The following is a 19754-nucleotide window of genomic DNA, read 5'->3' as shown; positions in this document are numbered from 1 at the left end:
GCATGACGACTGAAACTTCCGCATCGATCGATGTCGTCCAGGCGCCGCCTCCGGGCATGGTGTGGATTCCGGGCGGCACCTTCCGCATGGGCTCGGACCACCACTACCCCGAGGAGAAGCCGTCGCACCGCGTGACGGTCGACGGCTTCTGGATGGATGCGACGCCGGTCACCAACGCGCAGTTCAGCGCCTTCGTCGAGGCCACCGGCCACGTGACCTTCTGCGAACTCCCGCCCGATCCCAAGGACTATCCGGGCGCGCTGCCCGAGATGCTCAGGGCCGCCTCGTCGGTGTTCGTGGCGCCGCCGGGCCGCGTGAGCCTGCGCGACCACTTCCAGTGGTGGGGCTTCGTCGCCGACGCCAACTGGCGCCAGCCGCAAGGTCCGGGCAGCACCATCGCCGGCAAGGACGACCATCCCGTGGTGCACCTGGCCTGGAGCGATGTCGAGGCCTATGCGAAGTGGGCCGGCAAGGAGATCGCGACCGAAGCCGAGTGGGAGTTCGCGGCACGCGGCGGACTGGAAGGAACCGAATACGCCTGGGGCAGCGAACTCGCGCCGGGAGGCGTTCACCAGGCCAACACGTGGCAGGGCGAGTTCCCGTGGCAGAACCTGGCCGAGGACGGCTTCACGGGCACCTCGCCCGTGCGCAGCTTCGCGCCCAACGGCTACGGCCTCCACGACATGATCGGCAACGTCTGGGAGTGGACCCAGACCTGGTATTCGCCGAGGCATCCGGACGAGAAACTCAAGGCCTGCTGCATCCCGGTGAACCCGCGCGGCGCCGCGAAGGAGCAGAGCTTCGATCCCGGCATGCCGCAGATCCCGATCCCGCGCAAGGTCATGAAGGGCGGCTCGCACCTCTGTGCGCCGAACTATTGCCGGCGCTACCGGCCGGCCGCGCGCATGCCGCAGCCAGTGGACACGTCGACCTCGCACCTGGGGTTCCGATGCATCGTGCGCTTGCAGGGACAGCCATGACACTGGCAAACGACGCGGTCCCCGCCAGGCTCGGGCGGATCCTCGCCTTCGCCGCGGTCGTCGAAGGCGTCACCGGCCTCGCCTCGCTCATGGTGCCCGCACTCGTCGTCCGCGGGCTGTTCGGTGTCGAGGTCCAGGGTGCGTCGCTGGCGCTCGGCCGCGTCTGCGGCATTGCGCTGATGGCCCTCGGCTGGGCCTGCTGGCCGGGCGGGCGCGGCCTGCAGGGCACCATGAAGCCCTCGCGCGCCATGCTGGCCTACAACGCATTGATCGCGCTCTACCTCGCCTGGGTCGGCCTGGGGCATCCGCCGGTGGGCCTTCTGCTGTGGCCGGCGGTCGTCCTGCATGCGATCGTGGCGGGGCTTCTGGTCCACGCGGCGCGAACGGACGCCTGAGCCTCCGGCGGCTTCGATCCGGGCCGGCGGCCTCCGCCCTGCAGGCGTCTCACGGCGCCATGTCGCACTCGATCATCTTGTTCAGGACGGGGGCGGCAATTCGATCGATGAAGGCCACGCGGGCCTTTTCGTTGTCACGAAGCAGCGCGATGGCTGCCTTCTTCGCCATGGTGGGCGGCTCGTCCTTCCGGGCCTTGATCTGCTCGCAGGTCGCGCCCTCGAACTTCCTGATCACCTCGGCGGCAGCGAGGTCCACGGCCTTGCCCTCGACCTCGCCGAGTTCCGAGGCGTTGCCGCGCCCCGGCCAGCCGCCCAGCACGAGCACCGCGACGGCAGCGGTGACGAACGTGCCCAACCTGCTCGATTTCTTCATCATGTGCTCCTCGCCCGGCGTCACGGAATCATTCCGCACGTGAACATCTTGTTGAGCACGGGCGCGGCCACCTTGTCCACGAAGGCGGCCCGGGCTTGTGCATCGTTCTGCAGGAAGGCCTTGACCTCTTTCTGCTTGTCGGTCTGCGGCGCGTCCTTCTGCGCCTTCAGCTGCTCGCAACTGGCGGCCTGGAACTTCTGAACCATCTGGCTGGCCGCGTAGTCCAGCAGCATGTTCTGCTGGGCGGAGGCCATGCCCGCGCCGAGCAGGCCGCATGCACAGATGAAAGCGGGGATTCGTCTCATGTCGTGCGCTCCTTTCAGTCCTTGGCCCTGGCAACGGCTTCCTGAACCTTCTTCTCCTCGGCGGCGACAAGCTGCGACCGCCCGAGGTTGAACGTCAGCTTGTCGATCTTCCCGTTGAAGCGGAACGGCACCTTGTAGTCGAGCTCGTTCACGCTCGTTCGTGTGTCGACCCCGACGTCGAAGGTCTCGTCGGCCGGCATCAGGAAGGGCACCGTCTTCGGCACCGACAGGGTGCGGGTGGTCTTGCCGTCCACGGACAACACACCCGTGCCGCCCTTCGCGATGCCGGGGCCGTCGTACGTGAAGTCGAACACGATGGTGTGCTTGCCGGGCGTGAGCGGCGGCTGGTCGCCCGCCCAGCGGGCCGTCAGCAGCGTGAGCATGTTGTAGGTGAACACCGGCTGCCCCTTGAGCAGGTACAACCCGTAGCCCCCGAAACGCCCACCGAGGGTCACGAGCATGCCGTCGCCGCCCCCTTGCGGCACGTCGACGTCGGCCGTGATCTTGAACGACTTGTTCAGGATGTTCGGCGCGTTGCCGAGCGGGATGCCCCAGTTCTCGCCCGTGTAGGTGAACACGGTCTTGCCCGCGACCGCACTCGGGCGAGGCGCGATGGCCCTCGCGAACTGCGAGTTGTCCAGCGGCAGCACCTGGTACTTGGCGGCCTCCTGGTCGAAGATGGCCTGCATCTGCTTGACCTTCTCGGGCATCTTCTCGGCGAGGTCGTTCGACTGCGAGTAGTCCTCGGCGAGGTTGTACAGCTCCCACTTGTATTCGTTCACGGGCGGCATCGGCGCGTTCAGCACCCAGGGCGCGACCGGCGGTGTCGTGTTGGCGTACCAACCCTCGTGGTAGATGCCGCGGTTGGCGATCAGCTCGAAGTACTGGGTGGTGCGCTTCGAGGCCACCGTGGCGTTCGCCTTGTCGAAGGTGTAGGCCATGCTGATCCCCTCGATCGGGCTCTGCTTGATGCCATCCACCACGTCCGGCGCCTTCACGCCGGCCGCTTCGAGGATCGTCGGAACGATGTCGATGATGTGGTGGAACTGGTTGCGCACGCCGCCCACGTCCTTGATGCGTGCGGGCCACGAGATGGCCATGCCCTGGCGGGTGCCGCCGAAGTGCGAGGCGACCTGCTTGGTCCACTTGAAGGGCGTGTCGAAGGCCCACGACCACGCGACCGCCATGTGCGGGTAGGTCGCCGACGAACCCCAGGCGTCGTAGAACCGGAGTTGTTCCTGCACCGGCACGTCGAGGATGCCGTTGTAGGCGGTGTACTGGTTGGGCGTGCCGATCGTGGTGCCCTCGGGACTGGTGCCGTTGTCGCCGCTGATGTAGATGACCAGCGTGTTGTCGAGCTTGCCCATGTCCTGCACCTGCTGAATGACGCGGCCGATCTCGTAGTCGGTGTAGGCCGTGTACGCCGCGAAGACCTCCGCCTGGCGCGCGAAGAGCTTCTTCTCGTCGGCCGAGAGCGTCTCCCATTTCGGCAGGCTGTCGGGCCAGTCGGTGAGCTTGGCGTCCGCGGGAATGACGCCCAGCCGCTTCTGGTTGGCGAAGATCTGCTCGCGCATGACATTCCAGCCCATGTCGAACTTGCCCTTGAACTTGTCGATCCACTCCTTCGTCGGCTGGTGCGGCGAGTGGCTTCCGCCGGGCACGTAGTAGACGAAGAAAGGTTGCTCCGGCGATGCGGCGTCGAGGTTCTTGATATGGGAGATCGCCTCGTCCGCCATGTCGGTGGTCAGGTTGTAGCTGCCCTCCTTGCCGACCCAGGGGAAGATCTGCGAGTGATCGCGGAACAGGTACGGCTCCCACTGATCGGTCTCGCCGCCCATGAAGCCGTAGAAGTAGTCGAAGCCCATGCCCGAGGGCCACTGATCGAAGGGGCCCGCCGCGCTGTACTGGAAGCCGGGCGTGTTGTGGTTCTTGCCGAACCACGACGTCGCGTAGCCGTTGCCCTTGAGGATCGTGCCGATCGTCGCCTTGTCCGGCGTGATGATCGAGTCGTAGCCCGGGTAGCCGGTCGAGAGCTCGGTGATGACGCCGAAGCCGGCCGAATGGTGGTTGCGCCCGGTGATCAGCGCCGCACGCGTCGGCGAGCACAGCGCGGTGGAACAGAACTGCGTGTAGCGCAGGCCGGCCTTCGCGACGCGGTCCAGGGTGGGCGTCGGAATGACGCCGCCGAAGGTGCCGCTCACCCCGTAGCCCTGGTCGTCCGTCATGATCAGGAGCACATTGGGCGCGCCCTTGGGCGGCACGACGCGAGGCGGCCACCAGGTCTTCGAGTCCTTGGCGCTTTCCTTGATCACGCCGCCGAACTTCGGCGGCTGCGGCGGGATCTGCGCGCCTTCGATGGTCGTCGTGGCGCTCGGCGTGCCCAGCACGCCGTTGACCTGCTGGCCCGCGGCCGGGCCGACGGCCACCATCGCGGCGACAAGAATTGCCATCGCGTTCACGGCGCCGCGCGATCTGGTTGCTTCCTTCTTCATGGAATGCCCCTTTCGAAAGTGCAGGCCCGGCCGCAATTGGGAGGGCCTGCGGGACATGATCCCGGTCGCGGGTCGACGCGTAAATCCGGTCGAGGGGCAACTACGTTGCCCGAAAGACGCAGCGCTCGATGAAGAGGAGCGTCCCGCTTCCCTTTCGGGCAATGGATCTGCCCTTCGACCCAGTTACCTTTCGCGCGCCGACGCGCAATGATCACTCCGAACCGAACGCAGCTCGCCGATCGGTCGCCCGGCGGCGCGAGCTCGCGCATCACCACGCAACGGAGAGAAGGAGTCGCGCGCATGAATACCGCCCCGCTGCACTTCTCGCGAGGACGCGGCCACCGGCGATGTGCCTTCCCGCAATGACGTCAAACCCGACTCGCGTGGTGCTTGTGGTGGAAGACGACGACAGCATGCGCCAGGCGATCGAGCGCCTTCTCCAGGCAGCCGGACTGAAGACCGAGACCTATGCATCGGCGGAAGCCTTGCTGGCGAGCGGCCCGAACGCGATCGCGGATTGCATCGTGAGCGATTTCCATCTGCCCTGCATGTCCGGCCTGGACTTGCTGACCGAGTTGCGCAGGCGCGGGAGCGGGCCGCCGGTCATCGTGATCACCGCACACGACGCCCCGCAGCTGCGCGACGAGGCGACGCGACGCGGCGCCTCGGGCTATCTCGCGAAGCCGTTCCACGGCAAAGACCTGCTGGCTGCCATCGAGCTTGCGGTACAGGCTGGCTCGACGCCGTGAGACGCGGCGCGCCTGGGCGCCTTCCCTTTCGGGCAGGTGACTTGCCCTCGGACCCCATTCCCACCGGCGTCCGATCGCGCGATGATGCACCCCACCACAGCCGCCAGTTCGTCGGCATCACCCAAGGAGTCACCATGAAGCGCTACCTTCTCGCCGCGACAACGGCGCTCGGCATTCTCGGACTCGTTCCGTCCGCATCCTGGGCGGTCACTTGCGCCGCCGGCGTGTACCGCGCCGGCTGCGCCGGGCCCAACGGCGCCGCGGTGGTCAAGAAGCCGCCGCCTGCACAAGTCACGTGCGCCAAGGGTGTCTATCGGGAAGGCTGCGCCGGGCCCAACGGCGCGGTGGTTCGCAGGCGCTACTAGCGGCCGGCGGCTAGGGGCCGCGGTCCTTCGCGGGCGGTCTGTTCTCGCCCGCATGGCGGTCCCACAGGAACATGGCGATCAGCCTGCGTTCGCCCAGCGCTTCGGTGAGCACCTGGAACGCGAAATAGGGAATGAGCACCAGCACCAGGATGAATATGCCGGCGAGCACTTCGGGCAGACGCGTCACGAACATGTCGGCCAGGGAGTCACCCATGGAACGCCGGTGAATCCACCCGACCACGACCTCCTCGATGACCGTCAGGACGATCAGCAACGCCGCGAAGGAAAAGGCCTTTCGCAGCGTCGGCCAGATCAGCGGGCTTTCGGGGTTGTGTTCGCCGACCTTCAGGGCCTTGCCGACCATCACGAACTTGGCGAGCAGCAGGGCCTTCACGATGGCAACGCCCCAGTACCCCAGGTCGATGCCGTGATCGCGAAGGACCGCGGCCTTCATCAGGTTCACCGCGGCGATCGTGATGAAGAGGTAGGCCGTGAGGACCGCGATTTCGAGGAGCTCGTCGATCACCCGCTGCTTGGCGGGCAACTTGGGCTTGGTGACGGATCCCATCGCGGACGCTCGCTTCGCCTCAGGTGCCGCTGCCCCGGCTTCCCGCCTGCAACATGCTCAGGGCCTTCTCGACGCTCAGCGTCATGGACACCTGGCTCGGCGGATAGTCCTTGAAGGTGGTCAGGAACTTGCCGACGATCCCGACGGCCGGGATCATGGTCCAGAGCTTCTCGCCCCACCAGCGGCCATACAGCAGGCTTTCGTCTTGGTATCGCTCCCACGGGTCCTGCCGCAGGTTGGTCACCAGCGGCACGTTGGTGCTCTCCGGCTTCCCATTGAAGAGATTCCCCTCGATAGTCTTGAAGCTGACCTTCCAGGCGTTGTAGCGCACGGCCATCAGGTCGCCGTTGTCGCTGAAATAGAAGAACTCGTGCCGGGGTGCCGGAATTTCGCCCTTGAAGTAGGGCATGAAGTTGTAGCCGTCGAGGTGGTTCTTGAAGGTCTTCTCGCCCGCCTTGTGGCCTGTCAGCAGCTTTTCCTTGATCTGGGGATCGCCCGCGGCGGCCAGGAGGGTCGGCATCCAGTCCTCGGCCGCCACGATGTCATTGACGATCGTACCGGGCTTGATCACGCCGGGCCACTTGGCCACCATCGGCACGCGGAAGCCGCCTTCGAAGACCGTTCCCTTCTCGCCGCGGAAGGGATGGTTGCCGCCATCGGGCCAGCTGAAGATCTCCGCGCCGTTGTCGCTGGTGAACATCACGATGGTGTTGTCGGCGATGCCTTCGTCGTCGAGCTTCTTGAGGATCTCGCCGACGATCCAGTCCATTTCCATCATCGCGTCGGCGAAGATGCCGAAGCCGCTCTTGTCCTTCCACTTCGGGCCCAGGTGGGTCCACACATGGCAGCGCGTGGAGTTGTGCCAGAGGAAGAAGGGCTTGTCCGCCTTCACCGAGCGATCGATGAAGTCGATCGAGCGTCGCACGAGTTCGGCGTCGACGTCCTCCATGTTGAACTTGGCTGCCGGGTCCATGCCCGGGCCCGGAGGCAAGGGACCGGCATCGATGATCTTCTGCTTGCCGACGCGGCCCCAGCGCGGCTCTTCGGTCGGATCGTCGACATCGGTCGCGTAGCTTTCAATGACGTTGCGCGGCCCGAACTGCTCATGAAAGCCGGCCATCTTCGGATACTCGCCGTCGTAGGGCTCTTCCATCGCATTGAGGTGATAGAGGATGCCGTAGAACTCGTCGAAGCCATGCACCGTAGGCAGGTATTCGTTGCGGTCGCCCAGGTGGTTCTTGCCGATCTGCGCCGTGGCGTAGCCGAGGGGCTTGAGCAGCTCGGCAATGGTCGGATCGCCATCCTGCAGGCCTTGCTTCGCGGCCGGCATGCCGACTTTCAGCAGTCCGGTGCGGAATGGCGTCTGCCCGAGGATGAAGGCAGCGCGGCCGGCCGTGCACGACTGCTGGCCGTAGTAGTCCGTGAAGAGCGCCCCTTCCTTCGCGATGCGATCGATGTTCGGCGTGCTGCCGCCCATCATGCCGCGGTGGTAGCAGCTGAGATTCCAGATGCCGACGTCGTCGGACATGATCATCACGATGTTGGGAGCCTTGGTGGCCATGCGTCTCTCCAGTTCTGCGGTTGCGTGCAGCCCATCCTGACAGGGCAGGCGAAGGCTGGAAATACGGACAAAGGGCAGCCGGCTTGCCCCAAAGGGCAACCCGGCTCAGACGTGCACGCCCTTCATTCGGGCAGCGCGTTCAGCACGTAGGCAGCCTCAATCAACGGCGACGGCGTGGTGCCGGCCGGGAAGCTCTGCCTGAACACCTTGGCGATCTCGCCGCTGCGGTAGGTCTCGGCCAGGGCACGGTTGACCGCGAGCCGCATGTCCGGGTCGCGGCGCATCATCAGCGCATAGGTCTCCATCGACAGGTAGTCGTCGCTGAGCCGCAGTGTCGCGCCTGCCGGGCCGCCCAGGACTTCGCCGACGAGGATCAGGCGATCGCTCGCGTAGGCATCGGCCCTGCCGTCACGCACCGCGGCGATGCCGTCGGAGGTCGTCTGCACCGTCACCAGGACGGGCACGACGCCGCGCGCGGCAAGTCCCTTCAGAACCTGCTCGGTGGTGGTGCCGGGAATGACGCCGACGCGCTTTCCGTTCAGGTCGACCGCGCGCCCGATGGGCGAGGAGGCGAGCGAGACGAAGGACGCGCCCTCGACCCAGATGGTGTTGCTGAAGTCGACCTGCTGCTCCCGGCTCAAGGTGCGCGTGGTGCTGCCGCACTCGATGTCGACGCTGCCGTCGTTGACGGCCTGCATCCGCGACGTCGCGGTGACGGGCACCCATTGCACATCGAGCTTGGCCAGCTTGAGTTGCGCTTGTAGCGAGGCGGCCACGCGCTTGCACAGTTCCACCGAATAGCCCGTCGGCGCGCCGTCGGCGCCCTTGGACGCGAACGGCTTCGCATCCTCGCGATAGCCGAGCTTGAGCGTCTGGGTCTGTCCGATGCGGGCAAGGGAGTCCTTGGGCGGCCCCCCTGGCGCGCTGGCACAGGCACCCAGGAGGGTCGAGATCAAGAGCGGCGCTACCAGCGACAGAATGCGCGAATCCATGCGGAGTCCTTTGGGATTGAACCGTTCCGGTGTTGACGAGGTCGGGCAGGCCGGCCACTGCGCAGAGCTCACCGAAACGGCGCCGCGAAGCCGGCGCATTGTGCGGCCCACTCCCACCGCTTGGCAATTACGATTGGCGGACGCCCCCTCCTGGAAAGGGCGCCAGCCTCAGCAGGGCATCGTCTTGCCGAAGGACAGCCGTTCGCGCAGGCTCAGCGCGGAAGCTCCAGCGCCTCCCACTGGCGCAGCATCGTGACCTGCCGGCGAAGGTAGTCCGTCGGAATGGCCTGCGAGCCCCAGACCGGAATACGCCCTGCGTACTCCCCCAGCAGCCAGAACTGCCGCACCGCCATGAAGCGTGCGATGGCGGCGACGTCGACATCGGCGACGGGCCTCGTCGCGCGATAGGCGCAGATGAAATGCCGCCACTGCGTCTTCGCCTTGTCGCTGGGCACGCCGTCCGGCGCGCGCGGGTACAGGTTCCATGGATAGACCGCCAGCTCATAGGCCAGGTAGCCCGGTCCCGCCTCGTCGAAGTCGAAGAACACGGCCTCGCGCTGGTCCTGCGCGCCGGTCACGATGAAGTTGTTGCTGCCATGCGCGTCGCCGTGGCACAGCACCTGGGCAAGCTCGCCCAGTGCCACGATGTCGTCATGCAGGCGACGGCCCAGCGCCTCGAACTGCGGGCGCAGCGCGGCAGTCATGGTCGGGGCGCGCAGCAGGCCTTCGAGCGGCCGCACCAGGAGGTAGTCCAGATCCAGGCGATAGGCGCTGGCCGGGCCCTCGTAGCTTTCGCCCGCGATGTGCAGCGCGGCCAACCCGCGCGCAAAGGCCTCGATGTCTTCAGCCGAATCGCTCGTGAACTCACCGTCCAGATGCTCGAAGAGCGCCAGTGCACGGAGGCCCTCGGGCAGCGGCACCTGGATGGCAACCTCACCGGTCGCGCTCGGCAGGCATCGCGAGACTCGGCATCCGGCCTCTGCCAGATGCGCCAGCGCAAAGGATTCGAACAGGACATTGGGGCCCCCCCGCGGACGCTCGGCGCAGAGTCGCGCCACGGCACGTTGCCCACTGGCAAAGCCCAGCCGATAGACCTGGTTGAAGCTGCGCCGCAGGAACTCGCTCTCGACGACTTCGCCCAGGTCGTAGTGCGCCTGAACGATCGCCGCGATGCTGGCCGCTGTCGGCGTGGATTGCGCGATTTCCAACTGCATCGTGCCCCCAAGTAAAAAGGGGCGCGATTATGCCGCCAGGCAAACGGCCGTCGCGCGCGCACCACCCAAATGATTGCCAGGGTTGCAACCGACGACAAACTGCCTATTTAATCCCGGACGACCGAATCGACTTTCCTCACTCACCTGGAGACGCCTCGCATGAGCCCCACCCGCCGCAAACATGGCGCACACCTCATCCTTGCAGCCGCGATGCTGCCTGCCATGTTCACTGCGCAAGATGCGCTGGCCCAGGCGCGGCTCGAGCAGGCGACCGACGAAAGCTGGCGTTTTTCCGCGGGGCTGGGCGCCTTCAGTCGGCCCAAGTACCCGGGCAGCGGCGAGTCGCAGGTCGTGGCGCTGCCGCTCGTCAGCGCCAACTACGGGCGCTATTTCATCGGAGGCACGCCCGGGGCCGGCTTCCCTTTCGGCGTCGGCGTCAATCTCATCCAGGACGACAACTGGCGCTTCGGCGTGGCACTGGGAGGTGAACTCACCAAGCCGCGAAAGGCGTCGGACGCGCCGATCCTCCGTGGCTGGGGCGATATCTCGCAGACGGCGCTCGGCAGCGTGTTCGCTGCCTACACGCTCGACTGGCTGACCGTTCGAGGCTTTCTCGTCTCCGACATCGGAGGCAACGACCAGGGCACCCGATTCGCCGTCGACCTCGAAGGGAAGTACCAGGCCAGCGAACGGCTCATCCTGACGGCCGGACCCGGCGTCACCTGGGCGAACGGGAAGTACGCGCAGACCTACTTCGGCATCAACCCCACGCAGAGCCTCATCGCCGGCGTTGCCCCCTACGCGGCCGGAAGCGGCGTCAACTCCCTGCGCTTCTCCGTCGGCGCCCTGTATCTGTTGAATGCACAGTGGAGTGTCGGCGCCAGCGTCACGGCCTCGTGGTTGCAAGGCGATGCCAAGGACAGCCCGATCACCGAGGACAAGTCGCAGAACGTCTACGGGATCTTCGCCTCGTACAGGTTCTGACGATGTGAGCGCGGGCGATCCCCGCTGCTCGTTCAGAATGCCGGAGGCTCGCGCATCGACGCGATGGTGGCGAGAGCGGTCTGCGCGCGACGCTGGCACTCGGCGTCGATGAAGTCGATGAGTGCTTCGACTTCGCGGAAGTCGAAGTGGCGCTTGTCCTTGGGCAGGCTGTGCACTTGCAGAAGCAGTTCGTGCACGCATGTGACTGCGCGATACGCCTCTCTCAGCTCTTCGATCTGGGCGACGGCTCGCGCCGACAGTGCGGCGAGATCACTACCGGATGGCATCGAGGGCAGCTTTGAATTCGTCTTGCTGGCTCTAGCGAGAGCGGACGTCGTTTGCGCAATGCTGGACTTCGGCAGCCGGCCATAACCTGATGTTCTTTTCGCTTTCTCAAAGCGGACGAGGATCAGTTTCTCCGCCTTACGGGAGGTGGCGTCCACGACCCGTCCATGGCCGCAGCCTTTGGCCAGTACGCGCGGACGTAGAGCGAGAAGTCCCCCATCGGCGCGGGCAGCCAGTTGGCGCGTTGCGCCGGATCGCCGGGCTCTCCCGGCTGCACGAAAATCGTCAGCGAGCCGTCGGCATCGAGTTTGAGATCCTTGTTCTTCGTGCCTACCGAGTAGCGGTGGATCGGGTTGGCGACAAAGAAATGGTGCTCGTTGTAGATCGAAAGTGACCAGAAGCCGTGGACCGGCGGCGTGCCATCCTTGGGGAAGGTGACCGTGTACTTTTTGTCGCTGTGGAGCCTTGTGCCTGCTTCGTCCAGGTCCTGGTAAAAGTATTTCGTCTCGTCGGGAGAGTTGACCAGGATGTTCGACTTCGCAACGGCGGTCCGCGTGAAGTAGTCGGTGCCGAAGGCCGACTCATTCGAGATCGTGGTCCAGTGATTGGGCAACCGCTGGCCGTAGTTGCGGAACTGGAACAACGGATTCACCAGTTCTTCCTCGGCCTGCGTTGCGGCCTCGATCATTGCCTGCTTCAGGTCCGGTTCGTCCTTGGCAGCCGCCAGCACGGCGAGGACCTGCGCGTAGCGGGCTTCTTCGCCCGGCAGCGGCGGCGCATCCGCCAGGACCTCCGCGAGTTCATCGAAGAACTTTTCAGGCAGGACCCATCGAGTCTCTTCCTCGCCATGCGGCGCGGCGGGTGCCTTCAGAATCCGGCTCCAGTCCGTCGCCTTCATTTGCCCGTCGTACTCGGCCAGCGGATACATCACGACGCCGGTCAGTGCCGCTTGGATGGCCTGCTTGTCTTGCGCCGTGTCGTCCTGAAAGATGCGCGGTGCGACGAGACCGGTCTTGCTCGATGCGCGAAACACGCGGGTGATGCCCGCTGGAACTTCTCCGTGCCAATCGGGGCCGACGAGCAGGTAGAAGCCTGTCGTGCTGCCATGCATCTTTCCCAGTTGCACGAAGCTGTCGGTGCGCAGATCGACGATCTGATAGACCCAGAAGCGGTCCCCGAAGTCTGGCACCTGAATGACGACCGGCGACACATCCAGTGCAAGCATGCCGAGGCCATAGACCACGTCCTGGTTCGGACAGGCGACATTGCGTTCCTCCGGATCGACGTAGTCCATGAGCATGGTCAGTCGGTTGAGCGGGGCTTCGAGCAGCGGGCCGACATGCCTTTGCTCATTCATCGTCGAGAAGGCGATGCGTCGGTTGTAGAGGTTGACCAGCGGCCACGCCCAGAAAAACACATCGCGGGCGACGTGCGCCGCGTATGCCTTGGTGATGCTGACCCGCACATCGGGTGTTGGCGGCAGGGAGCGAGCCCACGAAGGGGACAGCCGCGGGGTGATCTTCGCGCTCGCGCCCTCTGCAGCAGCAACGGGATTTCTCATTTCGTGCTTCCTTTTCGCTCGCGATCAATTGCAAGGAAGACGCAGCTTACGCCGCGATTCCCTCGATCAGGCCGCGATGTGCCAAGGTCTGCTTCGGCAAAACCTGGACAGCAGCAAAGGGGCCCGTAGCAGACTTCCGGCAGGTCCAGCCAATGTCGTCATAGCCGCCGCCTAGTGCACCCTGGGGTGCTGGCTGCGTGCACCACGGCACTCCGCTGCACCAAGGCTGCAAGTTTCAGCATCGACCAGGTCGTCGAGAAGTTGATGCCGAAAGAGTTGAGGCGTTCGCCACGGCCCGAAGCTCGATGCGAGCGTCCAAAGAAAAACCCGCCGGAGCGGGTCAAGTGCAGCCCTTGAGGGAGGGAGGAGGATAGCGGGCTGCGGGGGAAAGTATCGGGCGCAATACTTAGCGGAGGGTTAGCGAAAGCGGCGTTTGCAGCCGATGTTCCATCACGGGCCGACAGTGGGTGAAGAAGCGCTGCCCTTCAGAACGTCCACTTGGCACTGACGCGCGCACTCCTTGGTTCCATGGGGTGCACGTGACGCCCCTCGATACCCGCGCCGCAGGCGCCGCTCGCGATTTCTCCGGCCGTGCAGGACGCGTAGAAGTACTCGATGTCGTAGCCCTTCTTGCCCGCAAGATTGAAGACGTCGAGCCCCAGCGTCAGGTGCCGGTTGACGGCGTAGCGTGTGCCCAGGTTCAGCAGCGTGTTGCTGCGCGAACGCACCGCGTTCAACGTGTCCAGCGCACGGGGGCCGAGGTAGCGCAGCCACAGTGAGGCGGTCCAAGGTCCTTCGATGTATGTCAGGCCGGTGGCGAGCACGCTTTCGACGGCGTTGTCGACGTAGTTGCCTTCGCCTTCCGGGGCGACGCCGCGGAATCTGGCGCGTGAATACGCAGCGTCGACGTCGAGCCGAAAACCGTTGGGCAGTTTCCAGCGCAGGGTGGCCTCGATCCCCCGCCGATTGCTCGCCCGGCCCGGTTCGGTGGAACCCGCGTCGCCGACGTACACCAGTTCCGAATCGAGCTTGAGCTGCCACAAGGCGACGGTGGCCATGACATCCTCGTTCGGCTGAAACCGCCAGCCGACTTCTGCGCCATTGCCCTTGGCCAGCGCCGGCACGCGGTCGGCCGGCAGGCCGGTCTGGGGGTCGACCGTGATGGTGGCGCCGCGCACGTCGTTGCTGTGGAAGCCGACGCCGGCGTTCAGGTAGAACTCCTGCTGCGGCGAGAGCGTGAAGATCAGCCCGGCCTTCGGGCTGGCCAGGGAATCGTGGCCGCTGCCGCTGTTCAGCGGTCCGTAGACCGGCTCGCGTCCCTGGACGTCGTAGCGCAGCAAGTCGCCGCGCAGGCCGACATAGCCGCGCCAGCGGTCGTTGAAGTAGACATCCTGCTGCGCATACAGGGACAGGAGATCCTGCGACACCTTGTCGTTGCGCACGGTGGACAGCCGCTCGCGCGCCTCGGTGTTGAAGAGGCCCACCTCGCCGATGCGGTCGCCGCGCCACTGCGCGCCGAAGCTCAATACGCCGTCCAGTGCGCCGAGCTTGTCGGGCATCTGGTGCGATGCCTGCGCGCCGAAGACGTTTCGCCGGTCGGTCTGTTCGAACTGATCGCCGTTGACCGGGTTGTTGAGGAAGTAGGTGAAGTCGGAGAACAGGTCGAAGCGGTAGGCCATCGCGTAGGCATTGATGTTCGTCTCGCCGGTGGCGCTCTTGTCGAACCATCTGCCTGACAGGCTGTACCGCTGGCTCTCGCCGCCATCGGTGGCGTTGAGCGAGCCGAAGCGCGGCAACTCGCCGCTGTCGATCAACCGCTCGGGGACCTGGTCGGTCGCGTTCCAGCGGGCCTTGTAGGCCATGCCCGTGATGCTGAAGCCGTGCGTGGGCGAGCCCTGCGAATAGCGCAGTACGGCGTTGGCCTTCTTGAGATTCTCCGGAACCTCCCAGGGGCCATCGTTGCCCACCAGTTCCAAGGCGCCCATCCAGGTCTGATCCTCGACCGTGCGCGAACCGGCCGCCAGCAGGCGGCGATAGTTGTTGGAGCCATAGGTGATCTCCGCGAAAGGCGCATCGAGCACGCTGAAGTAGTTGATCGCCGCGCTGCCGGCCAGGGCGAAGTCGCTGTTGTCGGCAAAGTAGGGCCCCTTGCGATAGGCGACGCCCGAGACCAGTTCCGGTATCAGGAAATTGAGGTCCGCATAGCCCTGGCCGTGGCCGTGCGTCGGCATGTTGACCGGCATGCCGTCGACCTTCATCGAGAAGTCGGTGCCGTGGTCGAGGTTGAAGCCGCGCAGGAAGTACTGGTTGGCCTTGCCGTCACCGGAGTGCTGCGTCGCCACGACGCCCGGCACGGCCTCGATGATGTCCCCCGGGCGCAGCTTGGGCCGGGCCTGGAACACCTCGCGTTCGGCCGCGCCCTCGCTGGCACTGTCGGCCGAGCCGATGGTCGCATCGCGGGGACCGCGCACTTCGACCTCGGGGAGATGGCCCTCCTGGGCCCAGGCGCCGCCGCTCAGCAATGCTGCCACGGAGAGGAAGTGCGGCAGGCGGCGAGAAGAATGCATTGGGCGGCGATGTAGGAAGACTCGCGAATTCCAGGTGAGTGTGCGAACTGGCAATGACGAGGTCGTGAAGCGTTGCATGAGGCTCGCCTGGCGCGGGCGAGCGGATGATCATGGTTCCTCTTGTACGGCGCGACATGTAGCCTTGGTTCACTCGAATATTTCGATTCCGGCCGAAGTTCTCCGCAGGCTTGATCCGCGAAAGACATCGGCGCCAGGTGCGCGGCGCGACTTGACTTCTTTTTGCAACCGCAAGTAGGCTCCGGTACTGAAAAAGACTATGGGTCCAGAACCCGGCAGGAGCGAGGAATGCATCCGAGGAGATCGCCGAAGCGCCGGTGCGTACGCTTCGGAACGGTTCGCGCGGGCGCGCGCGCGTCGTGCGCAGCCCATGGCACAGGAGCCCGATGAGCTGGGTGACCTTCCTGTGGGCAATGGTCGCCTCCGCCTGCCTGACCCTCGCCGCGGTGCACCTGCCGGTCTGGCTGCGGGATCGCACAGCCTGGCCGAGTCTGTTCTTTGCCATGCAGTGCGCATCGACCGCATGGTTCGCGTACTGCGAACTCGCACTGATGCACGCGCAGACCATCGATGCCTATGCGTCGGCGATGCGGCTGGCCCACGTGGCGGTGCTGGGCTTCAACATTGCGGCCATCGGCTTTGTCCTGCTTGGGCCAGCGAATGCGTATCAGGGCGCCCGAATCACATCGGAGGTGACGCCGTTCTCGTTGACCGAACAATTGAAGGGCCGCGACTGCCCGGCCACGCTCAACGTGACCACGTAGTAGCCGTCCTGCATCGCCTGCTGGTCGCTGATCGGCGTGACGGTGTCGCGTGGAACCTTGAGGTAACGCGCGACCGCGTCGATGCAGCCGGTGCGGGACACCTGCGGCGACAGGAAGCCGGCGAAGATGGCCGGCGGCTTGTAGCCGCCGATGGTGTCCGGCGGGGCCTGCGCTGCGCACGCGACGACGAGCAGGCTGGCGCAGACGATGGTGGGTGTGTGGAGTCGGCGAACTCCCTTGGCGGTGCAGCTTCCGAATGACTTCATGTTGAATGCCTCGATTGCCTCGGCGCGAGGATAGGAGCAATCGCTCGCCTGCACACCTTCCCTAAAGGGCAGTAGACGCTCAGTATCGGCAGACCCACAGTGGGCGGAATCCGTCGATGAACGATCGCCAACCCCTTCATGTCGCCGTCGTGGACGACGACCCAAGCCTCTGCCGTTCGCTGGGCCGGTTCCTGCGTGCCTCGGGAATAGAGTCGCGGGTCTACGATTCGGCTGAAAGCTTTCTTGCAGATTCGGATTCGCGCTTCGATTGCCTGCTGCTCGACGTCCAACTCGGCGGCCTGTCCGGGCTCGACCTGGCTAGGCAGCTTCGCGTGCAGGGAGACGGGGTACCGTTCATCTTCGTCACCGCGTACAACGATGACGACACGAAGGCTTCGGCGCGCGAACTGGGCTGCGCCGGCTATCTCCTGAAAAACGGGCCGGGCGCCGAGGTGATCGAAGCCATTCGCCGGGCAGTCTCCGGCGTCGGGCCCCCGTAACGATCGTGCCGGCGCGAGGTGCCTGGGCTATAAAGCGCATGTCGGATGAACGCCGACGCCAAGCCCGGGGGGAGACAACCGTGAGAGACAACGCCATTGCCGCCCTGGCAACAGCCCCGCTGGGTCGGCACCAAACCCTCCAGGCCGGGCTGGACCTGCTCGACCAGGGGCTCTCGATCTTCGACGCCGACCTGCGGCTCGTGGCATGGAATCGCGCCTACGAGCGGCTGCTCGATTTTCCGGAGGGCATGGCGCACCTCGGCACACCCTTCGAGACCTTCATCCGCTACAACGCGCGGCGCGGCGAATACGGTCCGGGCGAGCCGGAGGCGTTGGTGGCCGATCGCGTGGCCGCGGCGCGCACCTTCGAGGCGCATGACATCGAACGCACCCGCCCCGACGGCCGCGTGCTGCACATCCACGGGGAGCCGCTGCCCGGCCACGGGTTCGTGACGCTGTATTCCGACGTCACCGCGCAGCGCCGCGCCGAGCGCACGATCCGCGAGCAGAACGCCGATCTCGAAAATCGTGTCGCGGCCCGTACCGCCGAACTGGTGAGCAGCGAGCAGCGGGTGCGGCTGGTGATGGATTCGATTCCGGCGATGGTGGCCTATTTCGATCGGCGCCGCGTCTACGGCTATCTCAACCGGGGCTACCACGACTGGTTTCGCGTCGACACCTCCCGCCCCGAGGGCGTCAGCGCGCGCGCCTTCCTGGGCGACGAGGTCTATGGGCTGGTCAGGCCGCACGTGCTGCGGGCGGTGACGGGCGAGTCGGTGAGCTTCGAGTACGAGCTGGTCGTTCACACCGGCGAGCGACGGACGGTGCGCACCTCGCTGGTCCCCGAGCGCGCCGGCGACGGGACGGTGGCCGGCTGCTTCGAACTCACCTTCGACATCACCGAGCAACGGCGTTCACAGGAGCTGATCGCGCGCGCCCAGAAGCTGGAGGCCTTGGGCCACCTGACCGGCGGCCTGGCGCACGACTTCAACAACATCCTGACGGTGGTGATCGGGAATCTCGCCGCATTGAAGCAGGCGCAGCCGGACGATCCGCTCGTGCCCGAATACATCCAGCCGGCGCTGGACGCGGCGCGCCGCGGCGCAGGGCTGGTGAACGGACTGATGCACTTCGCGCGACGCCAGCCGCTGCAGGCTGGCGCCGTGGACGTCAGGCCGTGTTGCGTGGGGTCGAAAGCCTGCTCAGGCACTCCCTGCCCGAGCGCGTGCAGCTCGTGGTCGATGCCAAGGGCGCCGGCGCGCAGCCGTTGACGACCTGGATCGATGCCGCGCAGCTCGAGCAGGCGCTCATCAACATGATCCTCAATGCGCGCGACGCCATCCCCTCGCAAGGCCGCATCACGCTGCGCGCGTGCCCGGCCGTGCTGGATGCCGACGCGGCCACGGCGCTGCAGACCTCGCCCGGCGACTGCGTGCGCATCGACGTACAGGACGACGGCGACGGCATGGACGAGCACACGCTGACGCACATGTTCGAGCCCTTCTTCACCACCAAGCAGCCGGGCAGCGGCACCGGTCTCGGCATGGCGATGGTCTATGGCTTCATCAAGCAGTCGGGCGGCGCGATCGACGTGCGAAGCGCGCCGGGCCGCGGCACGACCCTGTCGCTGTGGCTGCCCGCGGCGGCGCGTGCCGGCGACCGGCCGACGCCCGCCGCCGCGCCGGTGGCATCGGGCCGGCGCGGCCTTGCGCTGCTGGTGGACGACGACGGGCAGGTGCGGCATGTCGTCCGCCGCGACCTGCTCGACCTGGGCTATGCCGTGCTCGAAGCCGGCGACGGCGTGGAGGCGCTGGCCTTGCTCAGGCAGACGCCCGACATCGCGCTGCTGGTGTCGGATGTGTCCATGCCGGGCGGCGTCGACGGCTACGAGCTTGCGTCGACGGCACGCCAGCAGCATCTGGCCCGGGCCGTGGTGCTGATGAGCGGCAATGCGGACGGCAAGCGCGCGGTGGCCGGCGTGCCGTGGCTGGCGAAGCCCTTCTCGGCGACTCAGCTGGCGGCTGCGATCGAGGTGGCACGCTCATGAACACGCACGCTTTTCCCTCGGCGGACGAGAGCGCACCGCGTTCCCTGATCTTCCTGGTGGAGGACGATCCGGCCGTGACGAAGCTCGTCCTGAACGCGCTGCACGAATTCGGATTCGCGGCCGAGGGCTTCCAGACCGGGGCCGCGGTGCTGCGCCGCATGCAGACCGAGAAGCCCGACCTGTGCATCGTCGATCTCGGGCTTCCGGACATGGACGGCATCGACCTGATGCGTCGCATCACTGCGCATTGCAGCGCGGGCGTGCTGATCCTCACCGGCCGCGGCCACACGGCCGATCGCGTGAAGGGCCTCGAACTCGGCGGCGACGACTACATGACCAAGCCTTTCGAGTCGCGGGAGCTGGTGGCCCGGGTGCGCAGCATCCTGCGCAGGCGCATGGCCGCACCGGGCGCGACCGCCGGGCGGCCACGCCGTTGTGCCTCGTTCCTCGGCTGGCGCATCGATTGCGAGACCCACATCCTGCGCGCGCCCGACGGCGAGGAACACCTGCTCGGCACGGCCGAGACGCAGGTGCTGCGCTGCTTCGTGGAGCGCCCGCACCAGATCCTCACGCGCGAGCAATTGATCGGCGCGCGGGACCTGCTGCCGACCGACCGCAGCATCGACGTGCGCATCTCGCGCCTGCGTCGCAAGCTGGAGGCCGATCCTCACGACCCGGTCATCATCAAGACCGTCTATGGCGCGGGCTACATGTTCGCCGCCTCCGTCACCTGGGACTGACCCGCCGGCACTGCAATGTGACGAATGT

Annotated in this window: 21 protein-coding genes; 10 read left to right on the top strand and 11 right to left on the bottom strand. The window is 66.1% G+C overall.

The window, feature by feature from the left end; translation table 11 throughout:
- The first annotated feature begins 2 nt into the window (after positions 1-2).
- Entirely contained in the window at positions 3-980 is a 978-nt protein-coding gene (locus ACSFBL_RS32580) for a formylglycine-generating enzyme family protein (protein ID WP_435519958.1), read from the top strand.
- Positions 977-1375: a hypothetical protein gene (locus ACSFBL_RS32575; RefSeq protein ID WP_435519957.1), complete on the top strand. Its 399-nt coding sequence runs from the start codon at positions 977-979 to the stop codon at positions 1373-1375. The genes ACSFBL_RS32580 and ACSFBL_RS32575 overlap by 4 nt, the downstream gene beginning before the upstream one ends.
- 49 nt (positions 1376-1424) lie before the next feature.
- Here ACSFBL_RS32575 and ACSFBL_RS32570 read toward each other — a convergent pair whose 3' ends face one another.
- The 3 genes from ACSFBL_RS32570 to ACSFBL_RS32560 are packed head-to-tail and all read right to left on the bottom strand — an operon-like array spanning position 1425 to position 4545.
- Entirely contained in the window at positions 1425-1787 is a 363-nt protein-coding gene (locus ACSFBL_RS32570) for a hypothetical protein (protein WP_435519956.1), read from the bottom strand.
- Positions 1769-2053, bottom strand: a complete 285-nt coding sequence (locus ACSFBL_RS32565; protein WP_435519955.1) for a hypothetical protein — start codon at positions 2051-2053, stop codon at positions 1769-1771. Before ACSFBL_RS32565 ends, ACSFBL_RS32570 begins: the two co-directional genes overlap by 19 nt.
- A 14-nt stretch (positions 2054-2067) precedes the next feature.
- Positions 2068-4545, bottom strand: a complete 2478-nt coding sequence (locus ACSFBL_RS32560; RefSeq protein ID WP_435519954.1) for an arylsulfatase — start codon at positions 4543-4545, stop codon at positions 2068-2070.
- 395 nt (positions 4546-4940) lie between these two features.
- Between ACSFBL_RS32560 and ACSFBL_RS32555 the strand changes: the two genes are divergently transcribed.
- Together ACSFBL_RS32555 and ACSFBL_RS32550 are read left to right on the top strand one after the other, a co-directional pair.
- Positions 4941-5294, top strand: coding sequence for a response regulator transcription factor (locus ACSFBL_RS32555; protein ID WP_435519953.1), 354 nt, complete (start codon positions 4941-4943; stop codon positions 5292-5294).
- Between the two features lie 134 nt (positions 5295-5428).
- Entirely contained in the window at positions 5429-5659 is a 231-nt protein-coding gene (locus ACSFBL_RS32550) for a hypothetical protein (RefSeq protein ID WP_435519952.1), read from the top strand.
- A gap of 10 nt (positions 5660-5669) precedes the next feature.
- Here ACSFBL_RS32550 and ACSFBL_RS32545 read toward each other — a convergent pair whose 3' ends face one another.
- The 4 genes from ACSFBL_RS32545 to ACSFBL_RS32530 all read right to left on the bottom strand — a co-directional run bounded on the left by ACSFBL_RS32545 (position 5670) and on the right by ACSFBL_RS32530 (position 9994).
- Positions 5670-6227 carry a hypothetical protein gene (locus ACSFBL_RS32545; protein WP_435519951.1) on the bottom strand — a complete coding sequence of 186 codons (558 nt, stop codon included), beginning with the start codon at positions 6225-6227 and terminating at the stop codon, positions 5670-5672.
- A gap of 19 nt (positions 6228-6246) precedes the next feature.
- Positions 6247-7788: an arylsulfatase gene (locus tag ACSFBL_RS32540; protein WP_435519950.1), complete on the bottom strand. Its 1542-nt coding sequence runs from the start codon at positions 7786-7788 to the stop codon at positions 6247-6249.
- A gap of 122 nt (positions 7789-7910) precedes the next feature.
- Complete coding sequence (locus ACSFBL_RS32535) at positions 7911-8780, bottom strand: amino acid ABC transporter substrate-binding protein (protein ID WP_435519949.1); 870 nt, start codon at positions 8778-8780, stop codon at positions 7911-7913.
- 212 nt (positions 8781-8992) lie between these two features.
- Positions 8993-9994: a phosphotransferase enzyme family protein gene (locus tag ACSFBL_RS32530; protein ID WP_435519948.1), complete on the bottom strand. Its 1002-nt coding sequence runs from the start codon at positions 9992-9994 to the stop codon at positions 8993-8995.
- Positions 9995-10153: 159 nt separating this feature from the next.
- On the opposite strand from ACSFBL_RS32530, the gene ACSFBL_RS32525 reads away from it, so the two are divergent.
- On the top strand, positions 10154-10978 hold the full coding sequence (locus tag ACSFBL_RS32525) for a MipA/OmpV family protein (RefSeq protein WP_435519947.1): 825 nt from the start codon (positions 10154-10156) through the stop codon (positions 10976-10978).
- A gap of 32 nt (positions 10979-11010) precedes the next feature.
- Here the strand turns inward: ACSFBL_RS32525 and ACSFBL_RS32520 are convergent, their stop codons facing one another.
- The 3 genes from ACSFBL_RS32520 to ACSFBL_RS32510 all read right to left on the bottom strand — a co-directional run bounded on the left by ACSFBL_RS32520 (position 11011) and on the right by ACSFBL_RS32510 (position 15391).
- Positions 11011-11421: a hypothetical protein gene (locus ACSFBL_RS32520; protein WP_435519946.1), complete on the bottom strand. Its 411-nt coding sequence runs from the start codon at positions 11419-11421 to the stop codon at positions 11011-11013.
- Positions 11388-12824, bottom strand: coding sequence for a DUF1254 domain-containing protein (locus ACSFBL_RS32515; RefSeq protein ID WP_435519945.1), 1437 nt, complete (start codon positions 12822-12824; stop codon positions 11388-11390). The genes ACSFBL_RS32520 and ACSFBL_RS32515 overlap by 34 nt, the downstream gene beginning before the upstream one ends.
- Positions 12825-13309: 485 nt before the next feature.
- Entirely contained in the window at positions 13310-15391 is a 2082-nt protein-coding gene (locus ACSFBL_RS32510) for a TonB-dependent receptor (protein WP_435519944.1), read from the bottom strand.
- A gap of 404 nt (positions 15392-15795) precedes the next feature.
- On the opposite strand from ACSFBL_RS32510, the gene ACSFBL_RS32505 reads away from it, so the two are divergent.
- Positions 15796-16173, top strand: a complete 378-nt coding sequence (locus ACSFBL_RS32505; RefSeq protein ID WP_435519943.1) for a hypothetical protein — start codon at positions 15796-15798, stop codon at positions 16171-16173.
- On the opposite strand, the gene ACSFBL_RS32500 is transcribed toward ACSFBL_RS32505, so the two are convergent.
- A complete protein-coding gene (locus ACSFBL_RS32500; RefSeq protein WP_435519942.1) occupies positions 16077-16439 on the bottom strand; it encodes a hypothetical protein in 363 nt (120 codons plus the stop codon). The two genes, ACSFBL_RS32505 and ACSFBL_RS32500, sit on opposite strands and share 97 nt — an antisense overlap.
- A 116-nt stretch (positions 16440-16555) precedes the next feature.
- Here ACSFBL_RS32500 and ACSFBL_RS32495 point away from each other — a divergent pair, with 116 nt between their 5' ends.
- From ACSFBL_RS32495 to ACSFBL_RS32480, 4 genes are all read left to right on the top strand, one after another.
- Positions 16556-16939, top strand: a complete 384-nt coding sequence (locus ACSFBL_RS32495) for a response regulator transcription factor (RefSeq protein ID WP_435519941.1) — start codon at positions 16556-16558, stop codon at positions 16937-16939.
- Positions 16940-17019: 80 nt separating this feature from the next.
- Positions 17020-18210, top strand: a complete 1191-nt coding sequence (locus ACSFBL_RS32490) for a PAS-domain containing protein (protein ID WP_435519940.1) — start codon at positions 17020-17022, stop codon at positions 18208-18210.
- Complete coding sequence (locus ACSFBL_RS32485; RefSeq protein WP_435519939.1) at positions 18165-18986, top strand: ATP-binding protein; 822 nt, start codon at positions 18165-18167, stop codon at positions 18984-18986. The genes ACSFBL_RS32490 and ACSFBL_RS32485 overlap by 46 nt, the downstream gene beginning before the upstream one ends.
- The gene (locus tag ACSFBL_RS32480; RefSeq protein WP_435519938.1) at positions 18983-19726 is read left to right on the top strand and encodes a response regulator transcription factor; all 744 of its coding nucleotides are present in this window, start codon (positions 18983-18985) and stop codon (positions 19724-19726) included. The genes ACSFBL_RS32485 and ACSFBL_RS32480 overlap by 4 nt, the downstream gene beginning before the upstream one ends.
- Positions 19727-19754 lie beyond the last annotated feature (28 nt).

This window comes from Variovorax glacialis (assembly GCF_051216375.1).
Taxonomy (GTDB): Bacteria; Pseudomonadota; Gammaproteobacteria; order Burkholderiales; family Burkholderiaceae_C; genus Variovorax.
Note: the sequence above shows the minus strand (reverse complement) of the source record. Positions and strands in the feature narration are given on the sequence as shown.

Bases quoted from the DNA above. Each gene is read 5' to 3' on its own strand.
- ACSFBL_RS32580 (WP_435519958.1), top strand. From the start codon at position 3: ATGACGACTGAAACTTCCGCATCGATCGATGTCGTCCAGGCGCCGCCT.
- ACSFBL_RS32575 (WP_435519957.1), top strand. From the start codon at position 977: ATGACACTGGCAAACGACGCGGTCCCCGCCAGGCTCGGGCGGATCCTC.
- ACSFBL_RS32565 (WP_435519955.1), bottom strand. From the start codon at position 2,053: ATGAGACGAATCCCCGCTTTCATCTGTGCATGCGGCCTGCTCGGCGCG.
- ACSFBL_RS32560 (WP_435519954.1), bottom strand. From the start codon at position 4,545: ATGAAGAAGGAAGCAACCAGATCGCGCGGCGCCGTGAACGCGATGGCA.
- ACSFBL_RS32550 (WP_435519952.1), top strand. From the start codon at position 5,429: ATGAAGCGCTACCTTCTCGCCGCGACAACGGCGCTCGGCATTCTCGGA.
- ACSFBL_RS32545 (WP_435519951.1), bottom strand. From the start codon at position 6,227: ATGGGATCCGTCACCAAGCCCAAGTTGCCCGCCAAGCAGCGGGTGATC.
- ACSFBL_RS32540 (WP_435519950.1), bottom strand. From the start codon at position 7,788: ATGGCCACCAAGGCTCCCAACATCGTGATGATCATGTCCGACGACGTC.
- ACSFBL_RS32535 (WP_435519949.1), bottom strand. From the start codon at position 8,780: ATGGATTCGCGCATTCTGTCGCTGGTAGCGCCGCTCTTGATCTCGACC.
- ACSFBL_RS32530 (WP_435519948.1), bottom strand. From the start codon at position 9,994: ATGCAGTTGGAAATCGCGCAATCCACGCCGACAGCGGCCAGCATCGCG.
- ACSFBL_RS32525 (WP_435519947.1), top strand. From the start codon at position 10,154: ATGAGCCCCACCCGCCGCAAACATGGCGCACACCTCATCCTTGCAGCC.
- ACSFBL_RS32515 (WP_435519945.1), bottom strand. From the start codon at position 12,824: ATGAGAAATCCCGTTGCTGCTGCAGAGGGCGCGAGCGCGAAGATCACC.
- ACSFBL_RS32510 (WP_435519944.1), bottom strand. From the start codon at position 15,391: ATGCATTCTTCTCGCCGCCTGCCGCACTTCCTCTCCGTGGCAGCATTG.
- ACSFBL_RS32505 (WP_435519943.1), top strand. From the start codon at position 15,796: ATGAGCTGGGTGACCTTCCTGTGGGCAATGGTCGCCTCCGCCTGCCTG.
- ACSFBL_RS32500 (WP_435519942.1), bottom strand. From the start codon at position 16,439: ATGAAGTCATTCGGAAGCTGCACCGCCAAGGGAGTTCGCCGACTCCAC.
- ACSFBL_RS32495 (WP_435519941.1), top strand. From the start codon at position 16,556: ATGAACGATCGCCAACCCCTTCATGTCGCCGTCGTGGACGACGACCCA.
- ACSFBL_RS32480 (WP_435519938.1), top strand. From the start codon at position 18,983: ATGAACACGCACGCTTTTCCCTCGGCGGACGAGAGCGCACCGCGTTCC.